Below are 22,857 nucleotides of genomic sequence, written 5' to 3' on the forward strand. Positions count from 1 at the left end.
ATTTGTCAGCGAATGGACAATTACGCCAGCAGTGTTTTGATGTAGCTGGTCAGTGCTTCGTCTTTGCTGTTAGCAAAGAAGTATTCCTGGAATTTAGGGCCAGCAATGGCACCTTTAACCAGATCCTGATCAAGACCTTTCAGAATAGAGATCAGATCGTTGTAGGTCACTTCTTTTACAGCATCCAGGATTTTCTTGTTACGCTGTTGAGGAACAACGCGATCGCTCGGATAGCCACGGCCGCCTTCTTCTTTGAACAACTGGGTAAACAGGTTTTCCAGATTCAGCTCAGCGCCCCAGCCAAAGCCTTTAGCATAAGGAACGGATACGGCGTTACCGTTGTTGATCTGAGAGAACAGGTAAGCATCAGATGGGTCAACAACCAGACCACAGATTACGCCAGGGAAAGAGTTACAAGCCAGCATGGCGCCTTGGCCCGTACCGCAACCGGTCACAACGAAATCAGCAGCGCCAGAGTTCAGCAGGATAGCAGCCAGAATACCGTTCTGGATGTAGGTCAGCTGTGCGGCATCTTCAACGGCATATTGACCGTAGTTGTGTACAGTGTGGCCCAACGGTGCAACCGCTTTGGTCAGCGACTCGGCGATGATGGCGTTTTTGGCAGCCTGGCTGTTCTCGTTAATCAGTGCAATTTTCATGTTCGTTCCTTTTCTGTGACGGACAAATACATTTTTTAAAACTGTATTTCAATTTGATGTGTGCAGTATACCGTTTCAAAAATAAAGCGCAAATCGTGGAAGCAAAGAATGCGGCATAGCCCATAGATTCAGGAAAAACACAATGAACGGAAAAGGGACAATAAAGACATAACACATTGAAAAATGGCGCTGTATTTCAGCGCCATAGGGAATTATGTATCTGGGAAGGTTAGCGTATTGCCGGGCGCTTCTCGATTAAGATGAAGAAAATTCAGGTGGCGCTCGTACTGATCCAGAATGTCGTTAATCACCTGTTCTTTACTGTAGTCCATCAGGTCATTCCCTTGACTTCCTTCCAGCAGGAAAGTCTCAAGGCGGTAATAATCTGATTTCCCCGAGCGGGCGCGGTAGGTAAAGGCAGGGACGCTATAGCGCTGTGGCCAGATTTGATAAAGGAAATTCTGTTCATCACCCAAATCCACCAATAGTTCGAGGTGATTCAGACGTTCATCTTCGACAGGCGGTAATTCGTTGACTTCAACATTGGCGCCGCGAAGGCGCAGTTCACGTGCGACATCCTCCATGGCGGTTTTACAGACGTCATCCAGCATTTTCTGTGTATGCGTTGTGCCAGGGAAATGCATGACACGTGAGAGACGTTGTTTCCAGTTCAAACGATCGTCGCCTGAAATTGGCATCGGCGCTGAGGTTTGTAAGGAACTGGCTTTACGGTAATCCTCCACGCGTAGTGATTTATATAACCCAGCCATAATAAAGAACATCACAAAGCTAAACGGTAATCCCATGATGACGGTAGTGCTCTGTAAAGCGGACACGCCATTTGTCATCAGCATACCTAGCGTCAGCAGGCCAATCGCGACCGACCAGAAAATCCGCAGCCAGTTTGGTGCATCATTGTTGATGTCGCTAAGGCGAGAAGTAAAGTTACCCAGTACCAATGAACCGGAGTCAGCAGAGGTGACATAAAACAGCAGGCCGGTAATGGTCGCGACAGAGGCGCTCAGGCTGAAACCAGGATACTGAGCCAGCAGGCTATAGAAGCCACGCTCTGGGTACTGCATAACTTCATTGGCAAAGTCCAGATTACCGTGGATGACCTGATAAAGCGCGCTGTTGCCGAAAATGGAGAGCCACAGCAGGGTAAAGACAAACGGAATGATCAGCGTGCCGACAACGAACTGTCGAATGGTTCTGCCGCGTGAAATTCGTGCCAAGAATAGACCGACAAACGGTGCCCACGCCACCCACCATGCCCAGAAGAACAGCGTCCAGCTATTCATCCACTCGGTTGGGCGCTCGAACGCAAAGCTATTGAGCGTCATGCCTGTAAAACGATTGATGTAGTCCCCGACATTCAGCACCAGTGCGTTTAACAGAAACTCGGTATCGCCCCAGAAGAGCAAAAAGAGAATTAAACCCAATGCAAGCAGGACGTTAAGCTCGGCGAGAACGCGAATGCCGCGATTCACCCCAGACGTTACGGAAATGGTCGCCATGACCACGGAAAGCAGAATAAGAGATGCCTGAACCGTGAGATTCTCGGGGATCTGAAAGAGCACTTTCAGCCCATAGTTCAACTGAACGACGCCGATGCCCAGAGTGGTGGCGATACCGAAGATAGTGCCGAGGACGGCGGCGATATCAACACTATGGCCAATCGGGCCATTAATACGGTTACCAAAGATAGGATACAGGGCAGAGCGAATCGTCAGCGGCAAATTATACCGGTAGCTGAAGTAGCCGAGTGCAATACCCATCAGCGCGTACATTGACCAACCGGTTAATCCGTAGTGAAACAGCGTCCAGACCATCGCTTGCCGTGCCGCCTCCATCGTTTGACCTTGTCCTTCCGGCGGCATCATATATTGCGTAATGGGTTCTGCGACGGAAAAGAACATTAAATCGATACCGATCCCTGCCGCAAACAGCATTGCGGCCCAACTCATCAGGCTAAATTCAGGTTTCGATTGTTCTGGCCCGAGCTTGATCGAGCCAAAGCGAGATGAGGCAACAAAGATGACGAAAACGATGTAGAGCGTGGCGGCGAGCAGATAGTACCAACCGAAGGTGGCAGAAACCCAGTTAAGCACGCGGGTAATCCAGGTGTTCGCCTCTTTGTTAAACAACATGGTCATCAGCGAGAAGGTCAAGATGAGCCCCGCTGATGTGTAAAACACGACAGGATTCAGGCGATCCTGTTGGGTGGTCGTTTCTGATGCTGGCATGGTTATCCCTTGCGTTACGTGAATAGATACTCTGATTGCTCTCTCCACGAAGCGTGCTTAGCGCATACCAAGAATGGGGCGCAGGACATCCGCTGAGTACGCTTACCCTTGAAGATCGTCATCAGAACAAAAAAGAAATTATTCCTTCTAAGTTGGAGTTATCGTCTGAACTTAAACTATTTTCCGCGATTATTGATACAGATTTTTAACCTTTCAGCAATAAAAGATATTCATTTTTGATTGAACGTTCAATCAAAAAAAAGTTTAATGGGACAAATCGGATCATGAATCATCGTTTTTCACCGTGATTCATCACACAAAAATGAAAGGAAGAAAATGAAGGGGAAGTGCAGTGCCTAAAGTCGGAATGCAGCCCATCAGACGGCAGCAACTTATTGAAGCGACGCTGGCCGCAATTAACGATGTGGGGATGAATGATGCCTCGATCGTACAGATTGCCCGACGTGCTGGGGTGTCGAATGGCATTATCAGCCATTACTTCCGCGATAAAAATGGCTTACTGGAAGCGACGATGCGCTACCTGATTAGTCATCTGGGGCTGGCGGTGAAATCAAGGCTGTTGAACCTGACAGAAAACACGCCTCGTGCACGCTTGCGGGCGATTGTGCAGGGAAATTTTGATGATAGCCAGACGAATAGCGCAGCGATGAAAACCTGGCTGGCGTTCTGGGCCAGTAGCCTGCATTCCCCGATGCTCCATCGGTTACAGCAAGTGAACGATCGCCGGCTTTACTCCAACCTGTGTGTCGAATTTAGCCGCTGTTTACCGAAGGATAACGCGCGTATTGCGGCAAAAGGGTTGGCGGGTCTGATCGATGGGTTGTGGCTGCGTGGTGCGCTAAGTCATGACGCCTTCAACCGCGAAGAAGCGTTGAGCATTGCCTACGACTATATCGAGCAGCGGCTCACTATCGAGCAGTAACTCACTCGCGCGTATCCTTCCTTATCATTTTGCCTTTTCTGCTTGGAGCGCGTCTCTGAGCAGCCATCAGACAGGAGAATTTATGTCTCGCTACGGTTTACAACGGCTTTATATCAACGGCGCTTATGTCGATAGCACGGGAGATGAGACGTTTGAGGCGATTAACCCCGCGAACGGTGACATCATTGCCCATATTCAGTCAGCCACGGCTGCTGACGTTGACCGAGCGGTCAGCGCAGCCGCCGTAGGGCAGAAGAGATGGGCGGCGATGACAGCGATGGAACGCTCGCGTATTTTACGCCGTGCCGTGGATATCCTGCGTGAGCGCAATGATGAACTCGCCTTGCTTGAAACGCATGACACAGGCAAGCCGCTCTCAGAAACGCGCACCGTCGATATCGTGACCGGTGCGGATGTTCTGGAATATTACGCAGGGTTGATTCCCATGATCGAAGGGCAGCAGATTCCCCTGCGTGATACCTCGTTCGTCTATACCCGCCGAGAACCGCTTGGGGTTGTCGCGGGTATCGGTGCCTGGAACTACCCCATACAGATCGCATTGTGGAAATCGGCTCCTGCGTTGGCGGCGGGCAACGCGATGATCTTCAAACCCAGTGAAGTCACGTCGCTAACCGCGCTGAAGCTGGCAGAAATCTATACCGAAGCGGGCTTACCCGCGGGCGTATTCAACGTGTTGACGGGAACGGGACAGTCCGTTGGTCAGGCGCTGACCATGCATCCGGGAATTGCCAAAGTCTCTTTCACGGGAGGGATCGCCAGCGGAAAAACGGTAATGGCCAATGCCGCAGGCTCGACCTTGAAAGCGGTCACGATGGAACTGGGTGGGAAATCGCCGCTGATCATTTTTGCTGATGCCGATCTGGATAAGGCCGCGGATATCGCCGTGATGGCGAACTTTTTCAGCTCAGGACAGGTGTGCACCAACGGTACGCGCGTCTTCGTTCCGCAGGCTTTGCAGGCGCAGTTTGAGGAAAAAATTCTGGCGCGTGTTCAACGCATCCGTATCGGTGATCCGACGGACGAACAGGTGAATTTTGGTCCTTTAGTTAGCTTCCCGCACAGAGAATCCGTACTGCGTTACATCGAAAGTGGAAAACGAGAAGGCGCTCGCGTGCTGGTGGGCGGCGAGCCGATGAGTGACGAGAAATATGCGCAAGGCGCATACGTTGCCCCGACGGTGTTCACGGATTGCCGAGACGAGATGAAGATTGTGCGGGAAGAAATTTTTGGCCCCGTCATGAGCATTCTGACGTATCAGGATGAGGATGAGGTTATCCGCCGTGCCAATGACAGCGATTATGGGCTGGCGGCCGGCATCGTGACCTGCGATCTGAATCGGGCACACCGAGTTATTCATCAGCTTGAAGCAGGGATCTGCTGGATCAATACCTGGGGTGAATCTCCGGCTGAGATGCCTGTGGGCGGCTACAAGCATTCGGGTGTCGGACGTGAAAACGGCATAACAACATTGGAACACTATACGCAAATTAAGTCTGTACAGGTTGAACTGGGTGAATTCCGCTCGGTATTTTAAACGAAGGGGAGAAAGCCTAATGGAATATGATTACATCATTATCGGAGCGGGTTCTGCCGGCAATGTGCTGGCAACGCGTTTAACAGAAGAAAGCGACGTCAGCGTGCTGCTGCTTGAAGCCGGTGGCCCGGACTATCGGTTGGATTTTCGCACGCAAATGCCTGCGGCATTAGCGTTCCCACTACAGGGGAAGCGCTATAACTGGGCTTATGAGACGGACCCAGAACCCCACATGAATAATCGCCGTATGGAATGCGGTCGTGGCAAAGGGTTGGGGGGATCATCGCTGATTAACGGTATGTGCTACATCCGTGGCAATGCGATGGATTTTGATAACTGGGCGACGATGCCCGGTTTGGAAGACTGGAGTTATCTTGATTGCCTGCCGTATTTCCGCAAAGCGGAAACGCGGGATGTGGGATCAAACTACTATCATGGTGCGACGGGACCCGTATCGGTAACCACCCCAAAGATGGGCAACAACGAACTGTTTCACGCGATGGTTGAAGCGGGCGTACAGGCCGGATATCCGCGTACGGACGATCTTAACGGCTATCAGCAGGAAGGGTTTGGGCCGATGGACAGGACCGTCACGCCGAAGGGGCGTCGTGCCAGTACCGCCCGAGGCTATCTGGATCAGGCGAAAGGTCGTAAAAATCTGACCATCGTGACGCATGCCTTAACCGACAGGATTCTCTTTGACGGAAAGCGCGCCGTTGGCGTGGCTTACTTTAAAGGCGAAAGTGCGCAGACGGCGAAGGCACGCCGTGAGGTGCTACTCTGTGCTGGCGCGATCGCCTCGCCGCAGATCCTGCAACGCTCCGGCGTGGGGCCGAAAGATCTGCTTCAGCGTCTCGATATTCCCGTCGTGCACGATTTGCCCGGCGTCGGTGAAAATTTACAGGATCACCTGGAAATGTATTTGCAATACGCCTGCAAAGAACCGGTATCGCTGTACCCCGCGCTGCAATGGTTTAATCAGCCGAAAATAGGGGCGGAATGGCTGTTCAACGGCACAGGCATTGGTGCCAGCAATCAGTTTGAAGCGGGTGGCTTTATTCGCAGTAGCGATGAGTTCGCTTGGCCGAACATTCAATACCATTTTCTCCCTGTCGCGATTAACTACAACGGCAGTAATGCGGTGAAAGAGCATGGGTTTCAGGCGCACGTCGGTTCTATGCGCTCACTGAGTCGGGGGCGTGTGCAGGTTCGATCCAAAGATGCCCGTGAGCACCCCAGCATTCTGTTCAACTATATGTCGACTGAGCAGGACTGGCAGGAGTTTCGCGATGCAATCCGCATTACGCGTGAAATCATGGCGCAGCCCGCGCTGGATAAATACCGTGGGCGAGAAATCAGCCCAGGGTTAGAGGTTCAGACCGATGAGGAACTGGACGAGTTTATCCGCACCCACGCTGAGACGGCATTCCATCCTTCCTGTTCCTGCAAAATGGGAGAGGACGAGATGGCGGTGGTCGATGGGCAAGGTCGCGTTCACGGTATGGAAGGGTTACGAATTGTGGATGCCTCCATCATGCCACAGATTATTACGGGGAATCTGAACGCAACAACCATCATGATTGCCGAGAAGATTGCTGACCGAATCCGCCGTCGCCAACCGTTGCCGCGCAGCAAAGCGCGTTACTATGTGTCGGGAAATACCCCAGTGAGAAAAGCGCCGCTGAAACCCGTCTTGTAACGCTCTCCGCATCGCTAGATGGATCGCCCAGAAAGGGCGGTCCATACTTTTCATTGTTATACACAATCTGACAAACAAAGGCCTTCCGCACCATTACTATGGGTGATAACACCATCAGTGATGTCACTTTTCCTTGGGGAATGAAAATGAATAATTGGCTGCAACAGATTCAGGGCTTATTAAACTCAGGTAGCAAGCAGGGGAATCATCATCAAGGGGGCAAAAATGGCAATTTGGGCGACATGCTGAAGCCCGCTGCTCTGGGCGGTTTGGCTGGTGTCTTGTTGTCGAATAAATCCACGCGGAAGATCATGGGCTCATTGGGTAAAAATGCGTTGATCATTGGCGGCAGCGCCGCGGCGGGTGTGGTGTTGTGGAACCAGTACAAGAAACGCGTTCGCGACACGCATCAGGACGATCCGCAGTTTGGTACTCAGTCCTCAGCCGACACTATTCGTGCCCGTCGTCTGATTCAGGCTCTGGTTTTTGCTGCTAAAAGTGACGGCCACATCGATGCTACGGAAAAACAGCGTATTGATGAGAACATTCAGCAACTGCAACTGGGCAGTGAAGCACACCGTTGGGTGCAGGAAGCGATAGAACAACCGCTTGACCCAGTTCTGCTGGCTAAAGACGTGAAGAATGAGGAAGAGGCGCTTGAGATCTACTTCCTGAGCTGTGCGGTCATTGACGTCGATCACTTCATGGAGAAAAGTTATCTGGATGCGTTAGCGACCGAATTGAAGATACCGCAAGATGTACGGCAGTCGATCACCAATGAGCTGAAAAGCCCGTCATGATAGGACGAGTGATTTAAGTCAGGGTGAGAGTGCGTCAAAGAGATAAAATGGATAACGCGGGCGAAAGGTGTTTCGCCCGCAGTGCTATCTGATGCTTAGAAAGCGCTGGTGTCTTTGAACAGACCCACTTTCAGTTCGTCAGCGGTATAGATTTGCTGACCGTCAACCAGAACTTCGCCATCAGCAATACCCATCACCAGACGGCGATTGATCACACGCTTGAAGTGAATGCGATAAGTCACTTTCTTCGCCGTCGGCAGCACTTGTCCGGTGAATTTGACTTCACCTACGCCGAGTGCGCGGCCTTTACCTTCGCCACCTAACCAGCCCAGATAGAAGCCGACGAGCTGCCACATAGCATCCAGACCGAGGCAACCTGGCATCACTGGATCGCCGATGAAATGGCAACCGAAGAACCACAGGTCAGGCGTGATATCCAATTCGGCTTCCACATAGCCTTTGCCATACTTACCGCCGTCTTCTGTCATCTTAACGACGCGGTCCATCATGAGCATGTTAGGGGCAGGTAACTGAGGGCCTTGCGGGCCAAACAGCTCACCACGACTGGAGGCAAGGAGGTCTTCTTTTGTATAGGATTCGCGTTTATCTACCATGGTCTCTGTAAGCCTTATTTTAATGAAGCACGCAGGTTAGCGTACACCTGTACGCTGGGCAAGTCTGTTGCGTCTGGTTGAACCAGTTGGTTTAACGAAAAAACCAAGGGAAACGTCTGCGTTCCTGCGGTGCAAGTTGTCCAATTCGCTCACGAATCGCGGTTAGTAGATTTGGCTGTTGCTCATCGTCATACGCGAAGTTGGTCAATAATGACAACGCTTCTGGCGCAGTTTCCACTGGGAAAAGATGGAATTTTCCTTCGCGTACGGCTTCAACGACATCGTCCTGTAAACAGAGATGACGCAGGTTAGCCACAGGTAAAATCACGCCCTGTGTTCCCGTCAATCCGCGACGCTGGCAGACCTCAAAGAAACCCTCGATCTTTTCATTTACGCCGCCAATTGGCTGCACGCGACCAAACTGATCGACGGAACCCGTCACGGCGAACTGCTGATTGATTGGTCGCAAGGAGAGGGCGCTGACTAACGCACACAGCTCTGCCAGAGAGGCACTGTCACCGTCAACTTCGCTGTATGATTGCTCGAAGACCATGGAAGCGGAGAAGGGGAGCTGTTGATCGAGCTCCAGCTCCGTAATCAGGAACGCCTGCATGATCATCATGCCCTTCGCGTGCAAATTGCCAGCCAGTTCGGCTTTGCGCTCGACGTCGGTGAATTCACCGTCGCCAGCGTGAACGACACAGCTGATACGCGCTGGTTCGCCAAAGGCAACAGGGTAGCCAGGGAATTCGAGTACGGACAGGCCGTTAACCTGACCGACGACTTCGCCTTCCGTTTCGATCAGGATCTGGCCTAATTCGATTTCATCCTGCATGCGCTCACGAAGGTAGCCTTCACGCCATTGACGAGCGGCAACGGCGTCAACCAGCGCCTGCTCCGTGATTTGACCATCTCTGGCATACAGCGAAGCATATTTTAACTGGCTGATTAACCAGCGTGGGCATAATGGCAAATTGCCCTGATCACCGCTGTAGCGTACTGCAACGTTGACTAAGGCTGGCCAGGCACCGGCGTCCAGTAGCGGCAGTTGATTCTCGTTGCATAGTGCATTGATGTAGGCGCACCAGCGTGCCATGTCATCCGTTTCAATCAACTGTAATTGCGCTTCAAATTCGCCGTAAATGGCGTGCTCGCCTAACTCCGGCTCCATATCATGAATATCAGCGAGACTCTCGCGGTCACCGAGAATAATCAGGCGAATATCAAGCGGCATCGGTGGCACATCAACGGGCAGTGGTTTGCGCTCATCTGGCGATAACCAACGATAGCGTCCCTCAGCCATAATCTGCTTCAGACGCAGCCACATTAAGGGCTGAGCCAACAGTGCTCTGGCCGAGAGGATCAGCGTACCGCCATTAACCTGATGAATCAGCCCTGGATGCAGCGTGATTTCATCGTGAAAACTGCGCACACAGCCGAAGAGTTGCTCAGGTTCGATCCATTCCTGATAACCACAGAGCTGCTGTGCGGCAAAATTATCCGTAGGGTGTGTTGCTGGCTCGACTCGGATGTGACGACCCTCAATGATATATTTACTGCCATGTATCGCCCCGGAGTCTGGCCTGATTGCGCTTAGCGCACGGGCGATCAATGCCATATATTCATCGTTTTCCTGCGCTTTTAACAGCATAAAGCGGGAAGGCGATCGAGGGTGGCAAAAGAGCGTCAGACTGTCTGCCAGACGCGACTGAATAGCGGAGAATTCAGCAGGAGCAAGCTGAGCTGCCTGAGTGAATAGCGTTTGATAAGGCGTATTGTTGGGCAGTAAATGCTGCCATGAGAGTCGGTTACTGGTCAAAGTATCAATGTAATCGTCTAATGGAAAAGCGTGATTATACAAGAATAATGTCGAGTGCGCATAAGGAGAGTCATCTCTCCGTCATCTTTAACAGACTTAAGCCTGAACGGCGTTGAGCTGATTGTCTTAAAAACTGTCAAAAAACCGCCAGAAAGCGGTCAAAATCAGGGAAAACTGTTATGCTGAAAGTAATGTTACGCGGTCACTGAAGAATTTAATATGAAATATCAACAACTAGAAAATCTTGAGTGCGGGTGGAAATGGAAGTACCTGGTGAAAAAACATCGGGAGGGAGAAGAGATCACTCGCTTTCTGGAACAAAGTGCGGCGGACGAAGCGGTACAGACATTGCTTAAAATGGAAAACCAGCCAGTGAAAGTGTTGGAGTGGATTGCACAATGTATGAATCCCACCTTAGAAAATCGGATGAAGCAGACGATCCGTGCACGTCGTAAACGTCATTTCAATGCAGAACACCAACATACGCGCAAGAAATCGATCGATCTGGAGTATTTGGTCTGGCAGCGTCTTGCGGCTCTGGCCCAAAGACGTGGCGTGACCTTGTCAGAAACGATTGTGCAGCTGATTGAAGATGCTGAGCATAAAGAGAAATACGCCAGCCAGATGTCGTTGCTCAAGCAGGATCTCAAAGCCATTCTGAATAACGACGAGAAACAGGCATAAAAAACGCGAGGAGCGTTTTTCAACGTTGCGTAGCAACGTTAGGGTAGTGGACAACGATATCGAGCATAAAAAAACCTCGCCGGAGCGAGGTTTTCTTCGTTAATAACTTAAGCCTGAGGCTGAGTTACAACGTCTTTGATGCCTTTAACTTCGATCTCTACGCGACGATCTGGTGCCAGGCAGTCGATCAGCGCAGCACGAGGTTTCACGTTGTCACAGGTAGAACCGGTAACAGGGTGAGATTTACCCTGGCCACGAGCAGAGATTTTGTTCGCAGGGATACCTTTAGAAACCAAGTAATCCACGACGCTCTGTGCACGTTTTTCAGACAGAGCTTGGTTGTATTGCTCTGAACCTAAACGGTCAGTGAAGCCCAGAACAACAACAGAACCGTCTTTCGGATCCAGAGAGCTTAACTGAGAGTACAGTTGATTCAGTGATTGCTGACCTTCTGCTTTCAACGTCGCTTTATTGAAGTTGAACAGCACGTCAGATTTCAGCGTGAAACGCTTAGTTTCAACAACCGGAGCTGGCGCTGCAGTTGGAGCTGGAGCTGGAGCAACCACTGGTGCTACGCGATCATCCTGGCCGAAACGGTAAGACAGACCAACGCTCATCAGCAAGTTGTCTGGACGGGCACCAACGGTACCAGCATCACCAATGTTGCTAACCCATTGGTAGTCAACACGCGTAGCCCAGTTTTTGTCGAGAGCGAATTCGATACCAATAGCAGCCAGTGGCGATACGCCAGTGTCGTTATTGTTGAGATCGCGACCACCGACAGCCGCATGGCTATCAGTGCGCCATACCATACCACCCAGACGAGTATAGGCGTCCAGACCAGGCATAACTGGGTAACTCAGTTTAGTTGCCAGTTGGATACCCTGAGCCTTGAAGCTTGCGCTGTCTGTCGCAGCAGAAGTCGAACCCGCATACTTCATGCGACCCAACCAGTCATAGCCCAGTTCAAAACCCACATATGGGTTGGCTTGGTAACCAACAAATGCACCAGCACCTAATTGGCTTTTGATTGGGTTGTTAGTGACACTGTTGTAACCATTTCCGTAGAAACCAGTATCGTGGAATTGAGATGCGCCCAGTTTACCACCGGTGTACCAGGTATTATCTTTAGGAGCTGCTTGCGCGACGGTCGCGAAGCTAGCCAGTGCCACTGCAACTGCGATAGCTGTTTTTTTCATTTTACGCCTCATTATCATCCAAATTGGTAATTAACCTGAGGGGCTAATAAACCTTTGGTTAAAATCCTTTGGTCGGAGACTTTGCCCTTATTTATGACTCACTGTCAGTCAACTGACGTTATAGAAGGGCAACTCCAGCGAGCTAAAGTCTACAACGTGATGAGAAAGTTACAAGTGTGATGTGATTTGCGTCATAAGAAAACCGCACGATTCATACATACTTGCTAACAAATAGTAGATGCTTTTGACAGATCTTACGCCTTTTAGCTGTACTAAGCATGCCCTAAAAGCCCGCAGAATACCGCTCTGCGGCGATCTGTATGGCACATAATCAGACTGAGCTGAGAAAATTCTTAATTTACTTAATGATACAATGTCGAATGAATTTTAAGGCTGGGAAATAGTCTATAAGTGTTACCGCCAGTACTTTCTGGTCGCATGATGAAGCCGTATGTATTTCCTGCCTGTGCGGCGTGGCGTAGCCGAACCTTCTCTTCTTCCGTTAATTCGTGCGGTAACCAGCACAACACCGCGCTGTAGTTTCCTGTCAGCAGAGCTTTCTCCATGGCATCCACCGTAAGCAGCGGATTGATATGGTGAAGTTGCACCATTTTATCCAGCGGTAGCCCAGATTGCTGTACCCAAGGACGGCTCAATTTTTGCTGAGGAGAAAGCCATAGCAGCCAACGGGATTGCGTACCTAACTGCTGTAAGAGCGGTAATAGCAGATGTGTGACTATGGGCTGGTCGGCGTTGTACACGATTTCGCTGATAATTCCGCCCGCGCTGCCCGAGGTTTCCGCAGCATGCTGACTCGCAGAAAACGATGACGACTGAACGTTGTGAGAGCTGATTGATTGCGTACGCATAATGAGTGCCACCCATAGTGTTACTGTATGAACATACAGTATCTGCTGTGTGCGTGAAAATCAACCTGATTTTTTGAAAGCGCTTCGCATATTCCTTATGCAAGAGACAGTAAACACATTTACTGTTTGAAGCCGCATCGGGGGTGTGTTTAATTATTTGTTCCTGCTACAGATATTTTAATTGTTCAGGAAGAGATCATTTCAATACTAAGGATTATGGCAATGAAGCAACTATGCAAAAAAAGGATTTTGCAATCTCAGCATTCTTTTTCATCTTTGGGGGAGATCACTTCACGTTCCCAATTCGGTGGCTACAGCATCGCAGCAAATAAGACGATTTTTGGGCTGGTGTCGGAAGGGGAGCTTTATCTTCGCGCCAGTAAGAAAGATGAAAGATATTTTCACCAGCGCGATATGCCTCATTTGATTTATACCAAACGCGGAATGCCTTTACCGCTGAACTACTTCCTTGTCGATGAAGTATTATGGCAAGAACCGCAAACGCTATTATATTTTGCCCGACTGGCGTTGGCCGGTGCGCAGCATGATCATGCCCTCAAATGTACGAGCGGGCGTTTAAAAGATCTCCCGAATCTTAACCACGATATTGAACGGCTATTGTGGAAAGCGGGGATAAGAAATATTGATGAATTACAGCATCATGGCGCGAAAAATAGCTATCTCGAATTGCGGAAGGTTCGCGCTAATCTGAGTGTTAACGTGCTGTTGGCGCTTGCCGGTGCCATTTGTGGCACGCATCAGGCGGCACTCCCTCGCGGTATCCGCAACGAACTGCTGGAATGGTATAAGAACAATACGGTCTCTAAAGGATCAAAACACTAAGAAACACGCGCGATTTTCACTGTGTAATCATGTCATTTTTTAACTGCACGAGTTCAGGTAGGAGACCGAGCAGCAGGCCGATTTGCTGAATAATCAAGGATTCTTTACTGTCCGATTCGGGTGAAAGGGATTGAATGCTGGTGGTAATAGTTTTCAATCCCTGATTGATTCGCAAACTGTCCTCTTCGCTACAGTGTAGCGCGTCATCAACATGGCAAACGGCATCATCCAGCAACTGTAGCGTTTCCGATGAGGTAATTTTCCCGCGGTGTGCGCCGAGCGTTGAAATGTAGCTTAACAACGTATGATTCAGACACATGAAACGAAATGCACTGTCTAATTTGTTTCGGGTCGCATGGGGTTCTGAAGACATATTTGATACGACGGACGCCAGTTCCGCATCGCAGTTATGCGCATCTCGGCGGGCAATGCGATAAGGCAGGCTATTATCTTTCCCCTGATGGTATTGCACCATAATCGCATCAAGATAACGGCAATTGGCGTCCAATGTCTTATTGATAACGGTTGGCAGGCCGCGAAAACGCCAGTCTGGCCAGATAAAACTGACCGCAGCCCATGCGATAGCACACCCCAGCAAGGTATCGATAATACGTGGCACCGCGACGTCGAAACCTTCGCCCAACAGATTGAAACAGAGCAGGACAAGCAGCGTAATAAACATAGTTGCGTGTGCGTACTGTACGTTGCGAAAGGCAAAAAATAGTACACCGCTAATGACGATTAACGTGAGTTGTCCTTCCAGTGAAGGGACGAAATATAAGACTGGCAAACCGAGTAAAATACCGGTCAATGTGCCAATAATCCTCAACGTCAGCCGTCGTCGGGTGGCGTTATAGTTGGGCTGACAAACAAACAGGCTGGTTAGCAGAATCCAGTAACCGTGCTGCATCCCCGTGATCTGAATCAACGTGTAGCCGCTACACAGCAGTACGGACATACGAATAGCATGACGGAACAGCGCCGACTGGGGTGTCAGGTGTCGGCTAATGCGCAAGCGGATGTCGCTCCACCCCGTGATTTTGTCATCTGCCAGCGTGTTTTCTGGGTTATTTTCCTGCTCAATGGCCTGTTCGGATTCGATCGTTGCCAACTGGGCATCAATCGCGCGCAGGTTATTTAATAAATAAGTAAGCGCTTTAATTTGCGCAGCGTCCGCCATATTGTTGGTCGCGATGCGCGCAATAGCGGATTCAAGATGCACGAAAGCCCGTTCAAGGCGGCTGTCATGCTGATATTTTTGCTGTAGCAGAATGGATTGCGACAGCTGCTGACAGGCTTTGGCTTGCATGCTAAGCAAGCGTTGAAAGCGGAATAAGACGTCGCTATAGCGCAGTTTTTCACGCAGTTGCGGATAGTAAACATGCGACGAACTGGCCCGTTCATGAATATCCTGAGCGACAAAATAGTAGTGCAGCGTTTGGCGCGTCCCGCGTTGTCCTCGATCGCCACGCAGACGCGTTAACAACGAAGACTTGGTCTGGTTAAGTATTGCAACCAACTGGCTGTTTGCCATAGCGACATCAATCAAGGGTTTGTCGGTTTCTTCTTCAATATCGGGATCGAATAGGTTGGCTTTTGCATCCAGATAGCGCGCCAACTGCTGATAACACTGCGCAAGGTTGTCCTGCAACGGGCGGATAGGGAAGATCAGATGGCCGAACAGCGTGAGCAGGTTGTACCACGAGGCGCCGATCAGCAGCATGATGGGCTGCTGATACCAGTTGTCGTAAAGAGAGATGCCCAGCATGGTGTAAATCGCGATCAGCAGTGCGCCGAATGCGATTGTCGCATAGCGCTGCCCTAATGCGCCGAGCAGAATAAAGCCGCAGGTCGATACTGCCAGACCAAACCCGAATAGCCAAGGATAGGGAAAAAGCAGTTCAATCGAAATAGAAGCGACAAAAAAACAAGCCAACGTAATGAACAGGTTACGTAGGCGCCCAGTGAGGCGATCGTCAAGGTCGGTGAGGGCGGCCGCGACGACGCCAAGCGTGACGGGAATGGTCGATGTTGGCTGACCTAACCACCAGGGAACTGCCGCCGCACCACTGAGTGCAATAAAGATACGAATGGTGTACAGCCAACTGCTATTGTACACATAGCGGCGAATTCCTGGGGCAAAGGTGAGCAACGTAATATCCTTAGATGCCGTTAACGAAAGTGGCTGCGAGCATTATTTTCCCGCGCAGCCTGTGCAAGCTCGACGGAAACTACGCGACGTCCTACTGGCCACAGCGCGATGGCAGCGATCTTAAAATTGGCGATGCCAACGGGAATGCCAATGAGCGTAATACACTGCGCGATACCTGTAATGATGTGCGACAGGCAAAGCCACCAGCCAAAGAAAATAAACCAGAATATATTCAGCAGAGAGCCGCCGGCGTTGAGAATCGTGCTCTTTTCATCCGGTCGCAGTTCATCAACATGGATGGCCTCATTGCCATAAGGCAAGAGCGACAGCTTGGTGATTTCCCAACATGAGCGTGTTAGCGGTAAGGTAAAAATCAGCAGCACGCTGACGACCGTCGCCAGAAGCCAGGCTAGTGTGGTGAAGAAACCACCTAATACGAAGTTAAGGATATTCAACACAGTACGCATAATCTCTCCTGCACGTGTAAGGTAACCCGATAAAGTAACCAAACTCGCTGATGGTAAAAGAATTATCACATTAAGCATTAGGATATTCTAACCTGTTTTTAAGGCTAGAGCGTGAAGTCTGATAACGGGTAAACTAGGAAATAGATAAACGACGAAAAATGGACGAATAACCTCTCATATAGTCATGGCGCGAACATCATGGAACTGAAATCCACCTCGTTAGGTAAACATCTGGCCCAGCATCCTTACAACCGGGTGCGGTTACTGAATGCCGGTGTCGAAGTGAGTGGCGATAAACATCAATACCTGATCCCCTTTAATCAACTGCTGGGCATTCACTGTAAAAGAGGGCTGGTGTGGGGAGAGCTGGAATTTGAATTGCCAGCCGAGAAAGTGGTGCGCTTGCACGGAACAGAATGGCAGGAAACGCAGGCTTTTTACCGCCATCTTCTCAAGTCTTGGCTTGACTGGAGCGAGGAGATGAGTCTGATTAGCGCGGAGGTTTTGCAGCGTCAAACGGACAGTATTCAAACACTGACGCAGCAGGATAAGTGGTTTAGCCGTCAGGCGCTGTCAACGTTGCAGAAGGCCGTCCGCGACTCTCTGGAAGCGCTGCCTTTACCTGTTTCCAGACTTGAAACCTTTGACAACTGCCGTGATAACTACCGTGACTGTTTGCGTTGGCTTGAGCTGGGTGATGATATGCGCACTGCGGCGAATCAGGCATGGATGGATCGCACGTTGGTGGCAGAGCAGTCTTTCTTTGAAACGGTGGAGAGTTCGCCATTAAACGTGTCGCAGAGTAAGGCTGTGATAAATGGCGAAGAAGACGTACTGGTTCTGGCAGGGGCTGGCAGCGGGAAAACCTCCGTGCTGGTGGCTCGGGCGGCGTGGTTAATGCATCGACAGGAGGCCACACCCGATCAAATTTTGCTACTGGCATTTGGTCGTAAAGCGGCAGAAGAGATGAACGAGCGCATTCAGGAACGGCTCCACACGGACGACATTCAGGCCAAGACGTTCCATGCACTGGCATTGCACATCATTCAGCAGGCTAGCCGTAAGGCTCCGATAATAAGCCAGTTGGAAAGCGATGCGAAACGGCGTCGGGAGCTGCTGATTTCTCACTGGCAGCAGCAGTGTGCAGAGAAGAAAACGCAGGCTAACGGGTGGCGGCGTTGGTTAACAGAAGAGCTGGAGTGGGATGTGCCAGAAGGCGACTTCTGGAATGACGCGAAGTTGGCGGGTCGACTGGCCGGGCGACTGGAGCGCTGGCTAGGGTTGATGCGTATGCACGGCGGTAGCCAGAGCGACATGGTTGAGCTAGCGCCAGAATCCATTCGGGCCGAATTTCAGCAGCGTGTTCGCCTGATGGCGCCACTATTGAAAGCTTGGAAAAAGGCTCTTAAGGATGAAAACGCGGTCGATTTCTCCGGCCTCATCCATCAGGCTGTAAACCTGCTGGATAAAGGACGTTTTGTTAGCCCTTGGAAACACATTCTGGTGGACGAATTCCAGGATATTTCGCCACAGCGTGCGAACCTGCTGGCAGCACTGCGCCGACAGAATAGTCGTACCTGTCTTTTTGCTGTAGGGGATGACTGGCAGGCCATTTACCGCTTTAGCGGTGCTGAACTGACGTTGACGACGGGCTTTGAAGAGCATTTCGGCGTAGGCGAGCAGTGCGCGCTGGATACCACCTATCGTTTTAATGAGCGGGTTGGTGAAATCGCTAACACGTTCATACAGCAAAATCCGTATCAACTGAAGAAACCGCTTAATAGCCTGAGTAAGGGGGATAAAAAAGCGGTGACGATCCTACCTCAGGAGCAGCTTGAGCCACTTTTGGATAAATTGAGCGGCTTTGTGAAAGCGGATGAGCGCATTCTCGTGCTTGCCCGTTACCATCATTTACGTCCTGCTATTTTGGATAAGGCCGTGACCAAATGGCCAAATTTGCACATTGATTTCATGACCGTACATGCCAGTAAAGGGCAGCAGGCGGAGTACGTCATCATTGTGGGTATGCATGGAGGGAAAGACGGCTTCCCCGCGCCGGCAAGGGAATCTGTGGTTGAGAGAGTGCTGTTACCTGAACCGGAAGATTTCCCCGATGCGGAAGAGCGTCGCCTACTGTATGTGGCGTTGACGAGAGCGAAACATCGCGTCTGGTTGCTACAGGATGTGGCGAATCCATCGGTGTTTATTGAGCATCTTCATCGCTTAGGGGTACCGACGCAGCGTAAGCCGGGATAACGAAAAGCAAAAGTAGAGAAGTAGGGCAGCAGAGACCAGCGTCGACCGTGTGGCACGCCGCTGGTCCATGGTGATGCGCGGTTATTATTTCAGGCGCTCTTGCAGATAGCGCTGATAATCAGGGATGGTTATCTGTACGGATTCTTTAAATAGCGCAGAGTTGACCAAGAAATCCGCTGTTGCACGGTTGGTAGCTACGGGAATGTTCCAAACGGTAGCCAGCCTCAGCAATGCCTTTACATCAGGGTCGTGTGGTACGGCGTTTAGTGGATCCCAAAAGAAGATCATCAAATCGATTTTTCCTTCGGAAATGAGGGCTCCAACCTGTTGATCCCCTCCCATTGGCCCGCTCAGCATGCTTTTTACGGGCAGACCCGTATTTAACTGAATCAGGTTCCCGGTGGTTCCGGTGGCGTAAAGCGTGTGCTCTTTGAGCTGTTCTTTATTCGTACCAACCCAATCCAACAGGGATTGTTTACAGTGGTCGTGAGCTACCAGCGCAATATGTTTCTGCGCGGCGATGGTACGGGTGGTGAACTCCATGGTTACGTCCTTCAATCTGGTGTAGTAAAGCTGACGCTAGGGTACAGACAGATTACGGAAACGCTGTTTCGGTGCAAAGCGATAAAAGCAGGAAAAGGCGAACGGGTATCAAAAATCTGATGCAACTGCGCGTAAAATCACCAGGTTACGGATTCATTCAGCGCGGTGGCAAAGCCTGCAACGGAAGCGCCTTTCGCCGCTGCGTTGTATTCCGACATCTTCCGCTCTATATCGAGCAGCTCATTGTCAGCGATGACAAGCGCATCGGTACGCACGAAGATTGCCTGATTTTTTTCATCAAGCAATTGATATTGAGGCTGGGCAGTGAAAGTTTTGCGATCTTCAAGGGTGTGCAACGGCGGTAGTTTAAACGACACCGATGCCACTTTTTCCGTGTTAAACGCCGCAATAAACGTGGAAGGAAAATAGGTGACTGGCGCACCGGTTTGGGCATCAATCGTATCGACAACTTTGAACAGAATCTGGTGTTGCCCACTGCCAAGTTCGAGACTATCGGCACCTTTTAGCAACGAACCTGACATTCTCTGCCCGTCAACCATTAGGAGATCGATTTTCTGATCTAATTTCAACGTTGTTGCCGCGATTGCAGAAGCGCTGAAACCTGCAATAAAGAGACAGACAGTGATGAAGCCGAATTTCATAATTTTCCCAAATGGCACGTAACCCAAATATTGTTGAGGAATTGTCTGAATGTGTCAAAGGTTTCAATTTGAAATAGGCTGTTATGGCATTTTTCGTTCTATACGATACAGACTGCGGGCTTTTAAGCCATTTTCTGCGATTCGTAGAATGTGCGATACACTGTAATAAATCACGCAAGAGAGGCTGAATAGCATGAATGACAGTGATATTGAATCTGTATTGAAAACGGTCAAAACCATTGCACTCGTGGGAGCTAGCGATAATCCGTCCCGTCCGAGTTATGGCGTGATGGCATATTTGCTTGAGCAGGGATATGACGTTATTCCCGTTAGCCCCAAACTGGCCGGGCATACGCTTTTGGGTCAAAAAACGTATGCCAACTTGGCGGATATTCCTAAACCGGTTGATATGGTTGATGTCTTTCGCCAGCCGGAAGCGGCTTATGAGATCGCCAAGGAGTCCATCGCCATTGGCGCTAGCGTTCTGTGGCTACAGATCGGCGTTATTAATGAGCAAGCGGCAATTTTGGCTCATGATGCCGGACTGAAAGTCGTAATGGATCGTTGCCCGAAAATTGAAATTCCACGGCTAGGTCTGGGTAAATAAAAACGTGGGGAAATAAGTCACAGGTGCTGGGCGATGTTGAGTATTACAACATCGCCAATATTTGCCTTCGGGAAAGCTAATGGCGCAGCTGTGGCGCGCGGCGCTGAATGACCTCGGCCAGTTCGTTGAGTGAAGGATGATCGTGTTCAGAAAGCTCTTCCTTCATCAGATGCGCTTCTGCCAGATAAGTATGTATCGGTTGGCCTTCGTCATCTTCCATCACAACGTGATACCACGGCTCTGAACGCGGCGTGTCATTGCCGCTAATTTCTTCCCAGGTGGGCGTTTCTAATGAGTATTCGGGATCGATGTCGATAACGACCCCTGGAAACCCCAGTAGCTTATGACGAATCTGTTGTCCTATGCCAAATTTACAGATGATCATATAACCCCCTGGAAATAGATTACACTTTCTACTCACTGCGGATGACGTGGAGGAGGGCAACCGCATCTGATAACGCCTTTTAGCGTACAGTGTTTTTCAAGCGATGTGTTCGTTAGTGAATCACTGGTTGAACACATTATTAACAGTATGGTGTAAATTTTTAGAAGATACACCCCTGCTAATGAAATGTTGTTTAGCCTCTCGGGGTGAAAAGGGGAGGAAGATGAAAGAGGGAAGCAGATGGTAAAGATAGCAACGGTCGCCTATGTCTATGGCATGGTTCAGGGTGTCGGGTTTCGCTACAACACGCAGCATCAGGCCAGACGACTTGGGCTCAGTGGGTATGCGCGCAATTGCGATGATGGCAGCGTGGAAGTGGTGGCAAATGGCGAACCTCATGCGGTAGAGGCGTTGATTGAGTGGCTAAAGCAAGGTGGCCCACGAAGCGCCAGAGTGGATAGGGTGCTTATTGAGCCACACGGCAAGACGGACTATGAGAGTTTTACTATCCGCTATTGAAGCCGAGCAATGCTAGATGCATTTGACCGGTTTGGGTAAGCCGGCAATTTTCGTTGCCTGCTTTGCGGGGCCTTTGGGGAAAAGTTTGTACAGGTAGCGGCTATTCCCTTTCTCTTCGCCATACTTTTGAGCCATCGCTTTAACTAGCATGCGTATCGCGGGTGATGTATTAAATTCCTGATAAAAATTTCGTACAAACCGGACAACTTCCCAATGCGGTTCAGTTAGCGTGATGCCTTCCTGCTCTGCTAACACGTGAGCCAATGCTTCACTCCACGCGGTGCTATCCATTAGGTAACCTTGCGCGTCTGTTGCGATTGTGCGTCCTTCAAACTCCAACATCTTCTCTCCACCAGCGATAAATCAGCCCGCAGTTTAGCAAATTTTTCTGTCTGCGCCGGAATAAAAAAAAGCCCCGACAGGGGCTTTCTCGGTGTGGCGATAAATAAAATTTAGTCGTTACGCATAATGCCCAGAATGCTCAACAGGCTAACGAAGATATTGTAGATCGCGACATACAGGCTAACTGTTGCTCGGATGTAGTTGGTTTCGCCACCGTGGATGATGTTACTCGTTTCCCACAGGATGGCACCCGCAGAGAACAGAATAAACAGGGCGCTGATTGCCAGATGTAATGCCGGAATTTGCAAGAACAGATTGGCGATGACGGCAACAATCAGAACCACGAATCCTGCCATCATCATGCCTGACAGGAAGGACATATCCTTACGTGTCGTTAAGACATAGGCTGAACAGCAGAAGAACACCAGTGCCGTGCCGCCCAGCGCCAGCATGATAATGTCGCCTGCGCCGGAGGAAATCAGTGAGCTTAAAATCGGACCCAGCGTATAACCCATAAACCCAGTCAGGGCGAACGCAGCCAGAATACCCGCAGGGCTGTTGGCCAGCTTGTGCGTCAGGAACATCAGGCCATAAAACCCGACCAGCATCAGAATAAAGCCTGGGGTAGGCAGATTAAGTACGGTACTTGCCGTTGCGGTAACGGCGGAAAAACCCAGCGTCAGCGACAGCAGGAAATAGGTGTTGCGCAGCACTTTGTGCGTGCTGAGTAGTGAGCTTTCTCGGGTAGAAGAAACAACAATACGATCCATATCAGCGACTCTCTCTTCAGGGTGCTATTATCCAACGTCAAAGAGTAAATAGTTACATGACGTTATTAAAGAGGGTTTACCCTTCTTTACGCTGCAAATTGTTCATCCATCGAGTCTGTGCTCGTGTTTTGTTCTGTGATTTTTAAGGGCGGGAGATAAGTTGCGCTATTTTATCTATTGTGTGACGGTTTTGCGTTCAAATGCACTGCGGTAGATTATTTTTC

The 22,857-nt window shown here is 50.3% G+C and carries 22 protein-coding genes; 9 read left to right on the forward strand and 13 right to left on the reverse strand.

Annotated features, from left to right (window positions below):
- Window positions 1-20: 20 nt before the first annotated feature.
- The gene (locus H0247_RS11220; protein ID WP_180742604.1) at window positions 21-659 is read right to left on the reverse strand and encodes an RpiB/LacA/LacB family sugar-phosphate isomerase; all 639 of its coding nucleotides are present in this window, start codon (window positions 657-659) and stop codon (window positions 21-23) included.
- A gap of 212 nt (window positions 660-871) precedes the next feature.
- Entirely contained in the window at window positions 872-2,905 is a 2,034-nt protein-coding gene (locus H0247_RS11225; RefSeq protein ID WP_180742605.1) for a choline transporter, read from the reverse strand.
- Window positions 2,906-3,257: 352 nt separating this feature from the next.
- On the opposite strand from H0247_RS11225, the gene betI reads away from it, so the two are divergent.
- From betI to H0247_RS11245, 4 genes are all read left to right on the forward strand, one after another.
- Window positions 3,258-3,848 carry a transcriptional regulator BetI gene (gene betI / locus H0247_RS11230; RefSeq protein ID WP_180742606.1) on the forward strand — a complete coding sequence of 197 codons (591 nt, stop codon included), beginning with the start codon at window positions 3,258-3,260 and terminating at the stop codon, window positions 3,846-3,848.
- Between the two features lie 82 nt (window positions 3,849-3,930).
- Window positions 3,931-5,403 (forward strand): betaine-aldehyde dehydrogenase, encoded by a 1,473-nt coding sequence (betB, locus tag H0247_RS11235; protein WP_180742607.1) that lies wholly within the window; start codon window positions 3,931-3,933, stop codon window positions 5,401-5,403.
- A gap of 19 nt (window positions 5,404-5,422) precedes the next feature.
- On the forward strand, window positions 5,423-7,102 hold the full coding sequence (betA, locus tag H0247_RS11240; protein ID WP_180742608.1) for a choline dehydrogenase: 1,680 nt from the start codon (window positions 5,423-5,425) through the stop codon (window positions 7,100-7,102).
- A 146-nt stretch (window positions 7,103-7,248) separates the two neighbouring features.
- The gene (locus H0247_RS11245) at window positions 7,249-7,902 is read left to right on the forward strand and encodes a tellurite resistance TerB family protein (RefSeq protein WP_180742609.1); all 654 of its coding nucleotides are present in this window, start codon (window positions 7,249-7,251) and stop codon (window positions 7,900-7,902) included.
- Window positions 7,903-7,997: 95 nt separating this feature from the next.
- On the opposite strand, the gene fabA is transcribed toward H0247_RS11245, so the two are convergent.
- Both fabA and H0247_RS11255 read right to left on the reverse strand, forming a co-directional pair.
- Window positions 7,998-8,516, reverse strand: a complete 519-nt coding sequence (gene fabA, locus H0247_RS11250) for a bifunctional 3-hydroxydecanoyl-ACP dehydratase/trans-2-decenoyl-ACP isomerase (RefSeq protein WP_039353100.1) — start codon at window positions 8,514-8,516, stop codon at window positions 7,998-8,000.
- A 91-nt stretch (window positions 8,517-8,607) separates the two neighbouring features.
- Window positions 8,608-10,377, reverse strand: coding sequence for a Lon protease family protein (locus tag H0247_RS11255; RefSeq protein ID WP_180742610.1), 1,770 nt, complete (start codon window positions 10,375-10,377; stop codon window positions 8,608-8,610).
- A 177-nt stretch (window positions 10,378-10,554) separates the two neighbouring features.
- Here H0247_RS11255 and matP point away from each other — a divergent pair, with 177 nt between their 5' ends.
- Complete coding sequence (gene matP / locus H0247_RS11260) at window positions 10,555-11,019, forward strand: macrodomain Ter protein MatP (protein ID WP_180742611.1); 465 nt, start codon at window positions 10,555-10,557, stop codon at window positions 11,017-11,019.
- 107 nt (window positions 11,020-11,126) lie between these two features.
- Here the strand turns inward: matP and ompA are convergent, their stop codons facing one another.
- Entirely contained in the window at window positions 11,127-12,218 is a 1,092-nt protein-coding gene (gene ompA / locus H0247_RS11265) for a porin OmpA (RefSeq protein WP_180742612.1), read from the reverse strand.
- A gap of 362 nt (window positions 12,219-12,580) precedes the next feature.
- Window positions 12,581-13,087 (reverse strand): SOS-induced cell division inhibitor SulA, encoded by a 507-nt coding sequence (sulA, locus tag H0247_RS11270; RefSeq protein ID WP_180742613.1) that lies wholly within the window; start codon window positions 13,085-13,087, stop codon window positions 12,581-12,583.
- Between the two features lie 222 nt (window positions 13,088-13,309).
- Here sulA and H0247_RS11275 point away from each other — a divergent pair, with 222 nt between their 5' ends.
- Window positions 13,310-13,930 (forward strand): TfoX/Sxy family DNA transformation protein, encoded by a 621-nt coding sequence (locus H0247_RS11275; protein WP_180742792.1) that lies wholly within the window; start codon window positions 13,310-13,312, stop codon window positions 13,928-13,930.
- A 16-nt stretch (window positions 13,931-13,946) separates the two neighbouring features.
- Here H0247_RS11275 and yccS read toward each other — a convergent pair whose 3' ends face one another.
- Together yccS and H0247_RS11285 are read right to left on the reverse strand one after the other, a co-directional pair.
- Window positions 13,947-16,082, reverse strand: a complete 2,136-nt coding sequence (yccS, locus tag H0247_RS11280; RefSeq protein ID WP_180742614.1) for a YccS family putative transporter — start codon at window positions 16,080-16,082, stop codon at window positions 13,947-13,949.
- 20 nt (window positions 16,083-16,102) lie between these two features.
- Window positions 16,103-16,549 (reverse strand): YccF domain-containing protein, encoded by a 447-nt coding sequence (locus tag H0247_RS11285; RefSeq protein WP_180742615.1) that lies wholly within the window; start codon window positions 16,547-16,549, stop codon window positions 16,103-16,105.
- Window positions 16,550-16,747: 198 nt separating this feature from the next.
- On the opposite strand from H0247_RS11285, the gene helD reads away from it, so the two are divergent.
- Window positions 16,748-18,805 carry a DNA helicase IV gene (gene helD / locus H0247_RS11290; RefSeq protein WP_180742616.1) on the forward strand — a complete coding sequence of 686 codons (2,058 nt, stop codon included), beginning with the start codon at window positions 16,748-16,750 and terminating at the stop codon, window positions 18,803-18,805.
- Between the two features lie 84 nt (window positions 18,806-18,889).
- On the opposite strand, the gene H0247_RS11295 is transcribed toward helD, so the two are convergent.
- Together H0247_RS11295 and H0247_RS11300 are read right to left on the reverse strand one after the other, a co-directional pair.
- Window positions 18,890-19,348: a methylglyoxal synthase gene (locus tag H0247_RS11295; protein WP_180742617.1), complete on the reverse strand. Its 459-nt coding sequence runs from the start codon at window positions 19,346-19,348 to the stop codon at window positions 18,890-18,892.
- A 137-nt stretch (window positions 19,349-19,485) separates the two neighbouring features.
- Complete coding sequence (locus H0247_RS11300) at window positions 19,486-20,010, reverse strand: DUF2057 family protein (RefSeq protein ID WP_180742618.1); 525 nt, start codon at window positions 20,008-20,010, stop codon at window positions 19,486-19,488.
- Between the two features lie 193 nt (window positions 20,011-20,203).
- On the opposite strand from H0247_RS11300, the gene H0247_RS11305 reads away from it, so the two are divergent.
- Entirely contained in the window at window positions 20,204-20,617 is a 414-nt protein-coding gene (locus H0247_RS11305) for a CoA-binding protein (RefSeq protein WP_180742619.1), read from the forward strand.
- 76 nt (window positions 20,618-20,693) lie between these two features.
- On the opposite strand, the gene hspQ is transcribed toward H0247_RS11305, so the two are convergent.
- On the reverse strand, window positions 20,694-21,002 hold the full coding sequence (gene hspQ / locus H0247_RS11310; RefSeq protein WP_180742620.1) for a heat shock protein HspQ: 309 nt from the start codon (window positions 21,000-21,002) through the stop codon (window positions 20,694-20,696).
- Window positions 21,003-21,242: 240 nt separating this feature from the next.
- Here hspQ and yccX point away from each other — a divergent pair, with 240 nt between their 5' ends.
- Window positions 21,243-21,521, forward strand: a complete 279-nt coding sequence (yccX, locus tag H0247_RS11315) for an acylphosphatase (protein WP_180742621.1) — start codon at window positions 21,243-21,245, stop codon at window positions 21,519-21,521.
- A 12-nt stretch (window positions 21,522-21,533) separates the two neighbouring features.
- On the opposite strand, the gene tusE is transcribed toward yccX, so the two are convergent.
- Window positions 21,534-21,863: a sulfurtransferase TusE gene (gene tusE, locus H0247_RS11320; RefSeq protein ID WP_180742622.1), complete on the reverse strand. Its 330-nt coding sequence runs from the start codon at window positions 21,861-21,863 to the stop codon at window positions 21,534-21,536.
- Window positions 21,864-21,973: 110 nt separating this feature from the next.
- Entirely contained in the window at window positions 21,974-22,633 is a 660-nt protein-coding gene (gene yccA / locus H0247_RS11325) for an FtsH protease modulator YccA (RefSeq protein ID WP_180742623.1), read from the reverse strand.
- Between the last annotated feature and the right edge of the window lie 224 nt (window positions 22,634-22,857).

Source organism: Pectobacterium sp. CFBP8739 (assembly GCF_013449375.1).
GTDB lineage: Bacteria > Pseudomonadota > Gammaproteobacteria > Enterobacterales > Enterobacteriaceae > Pectobacterium.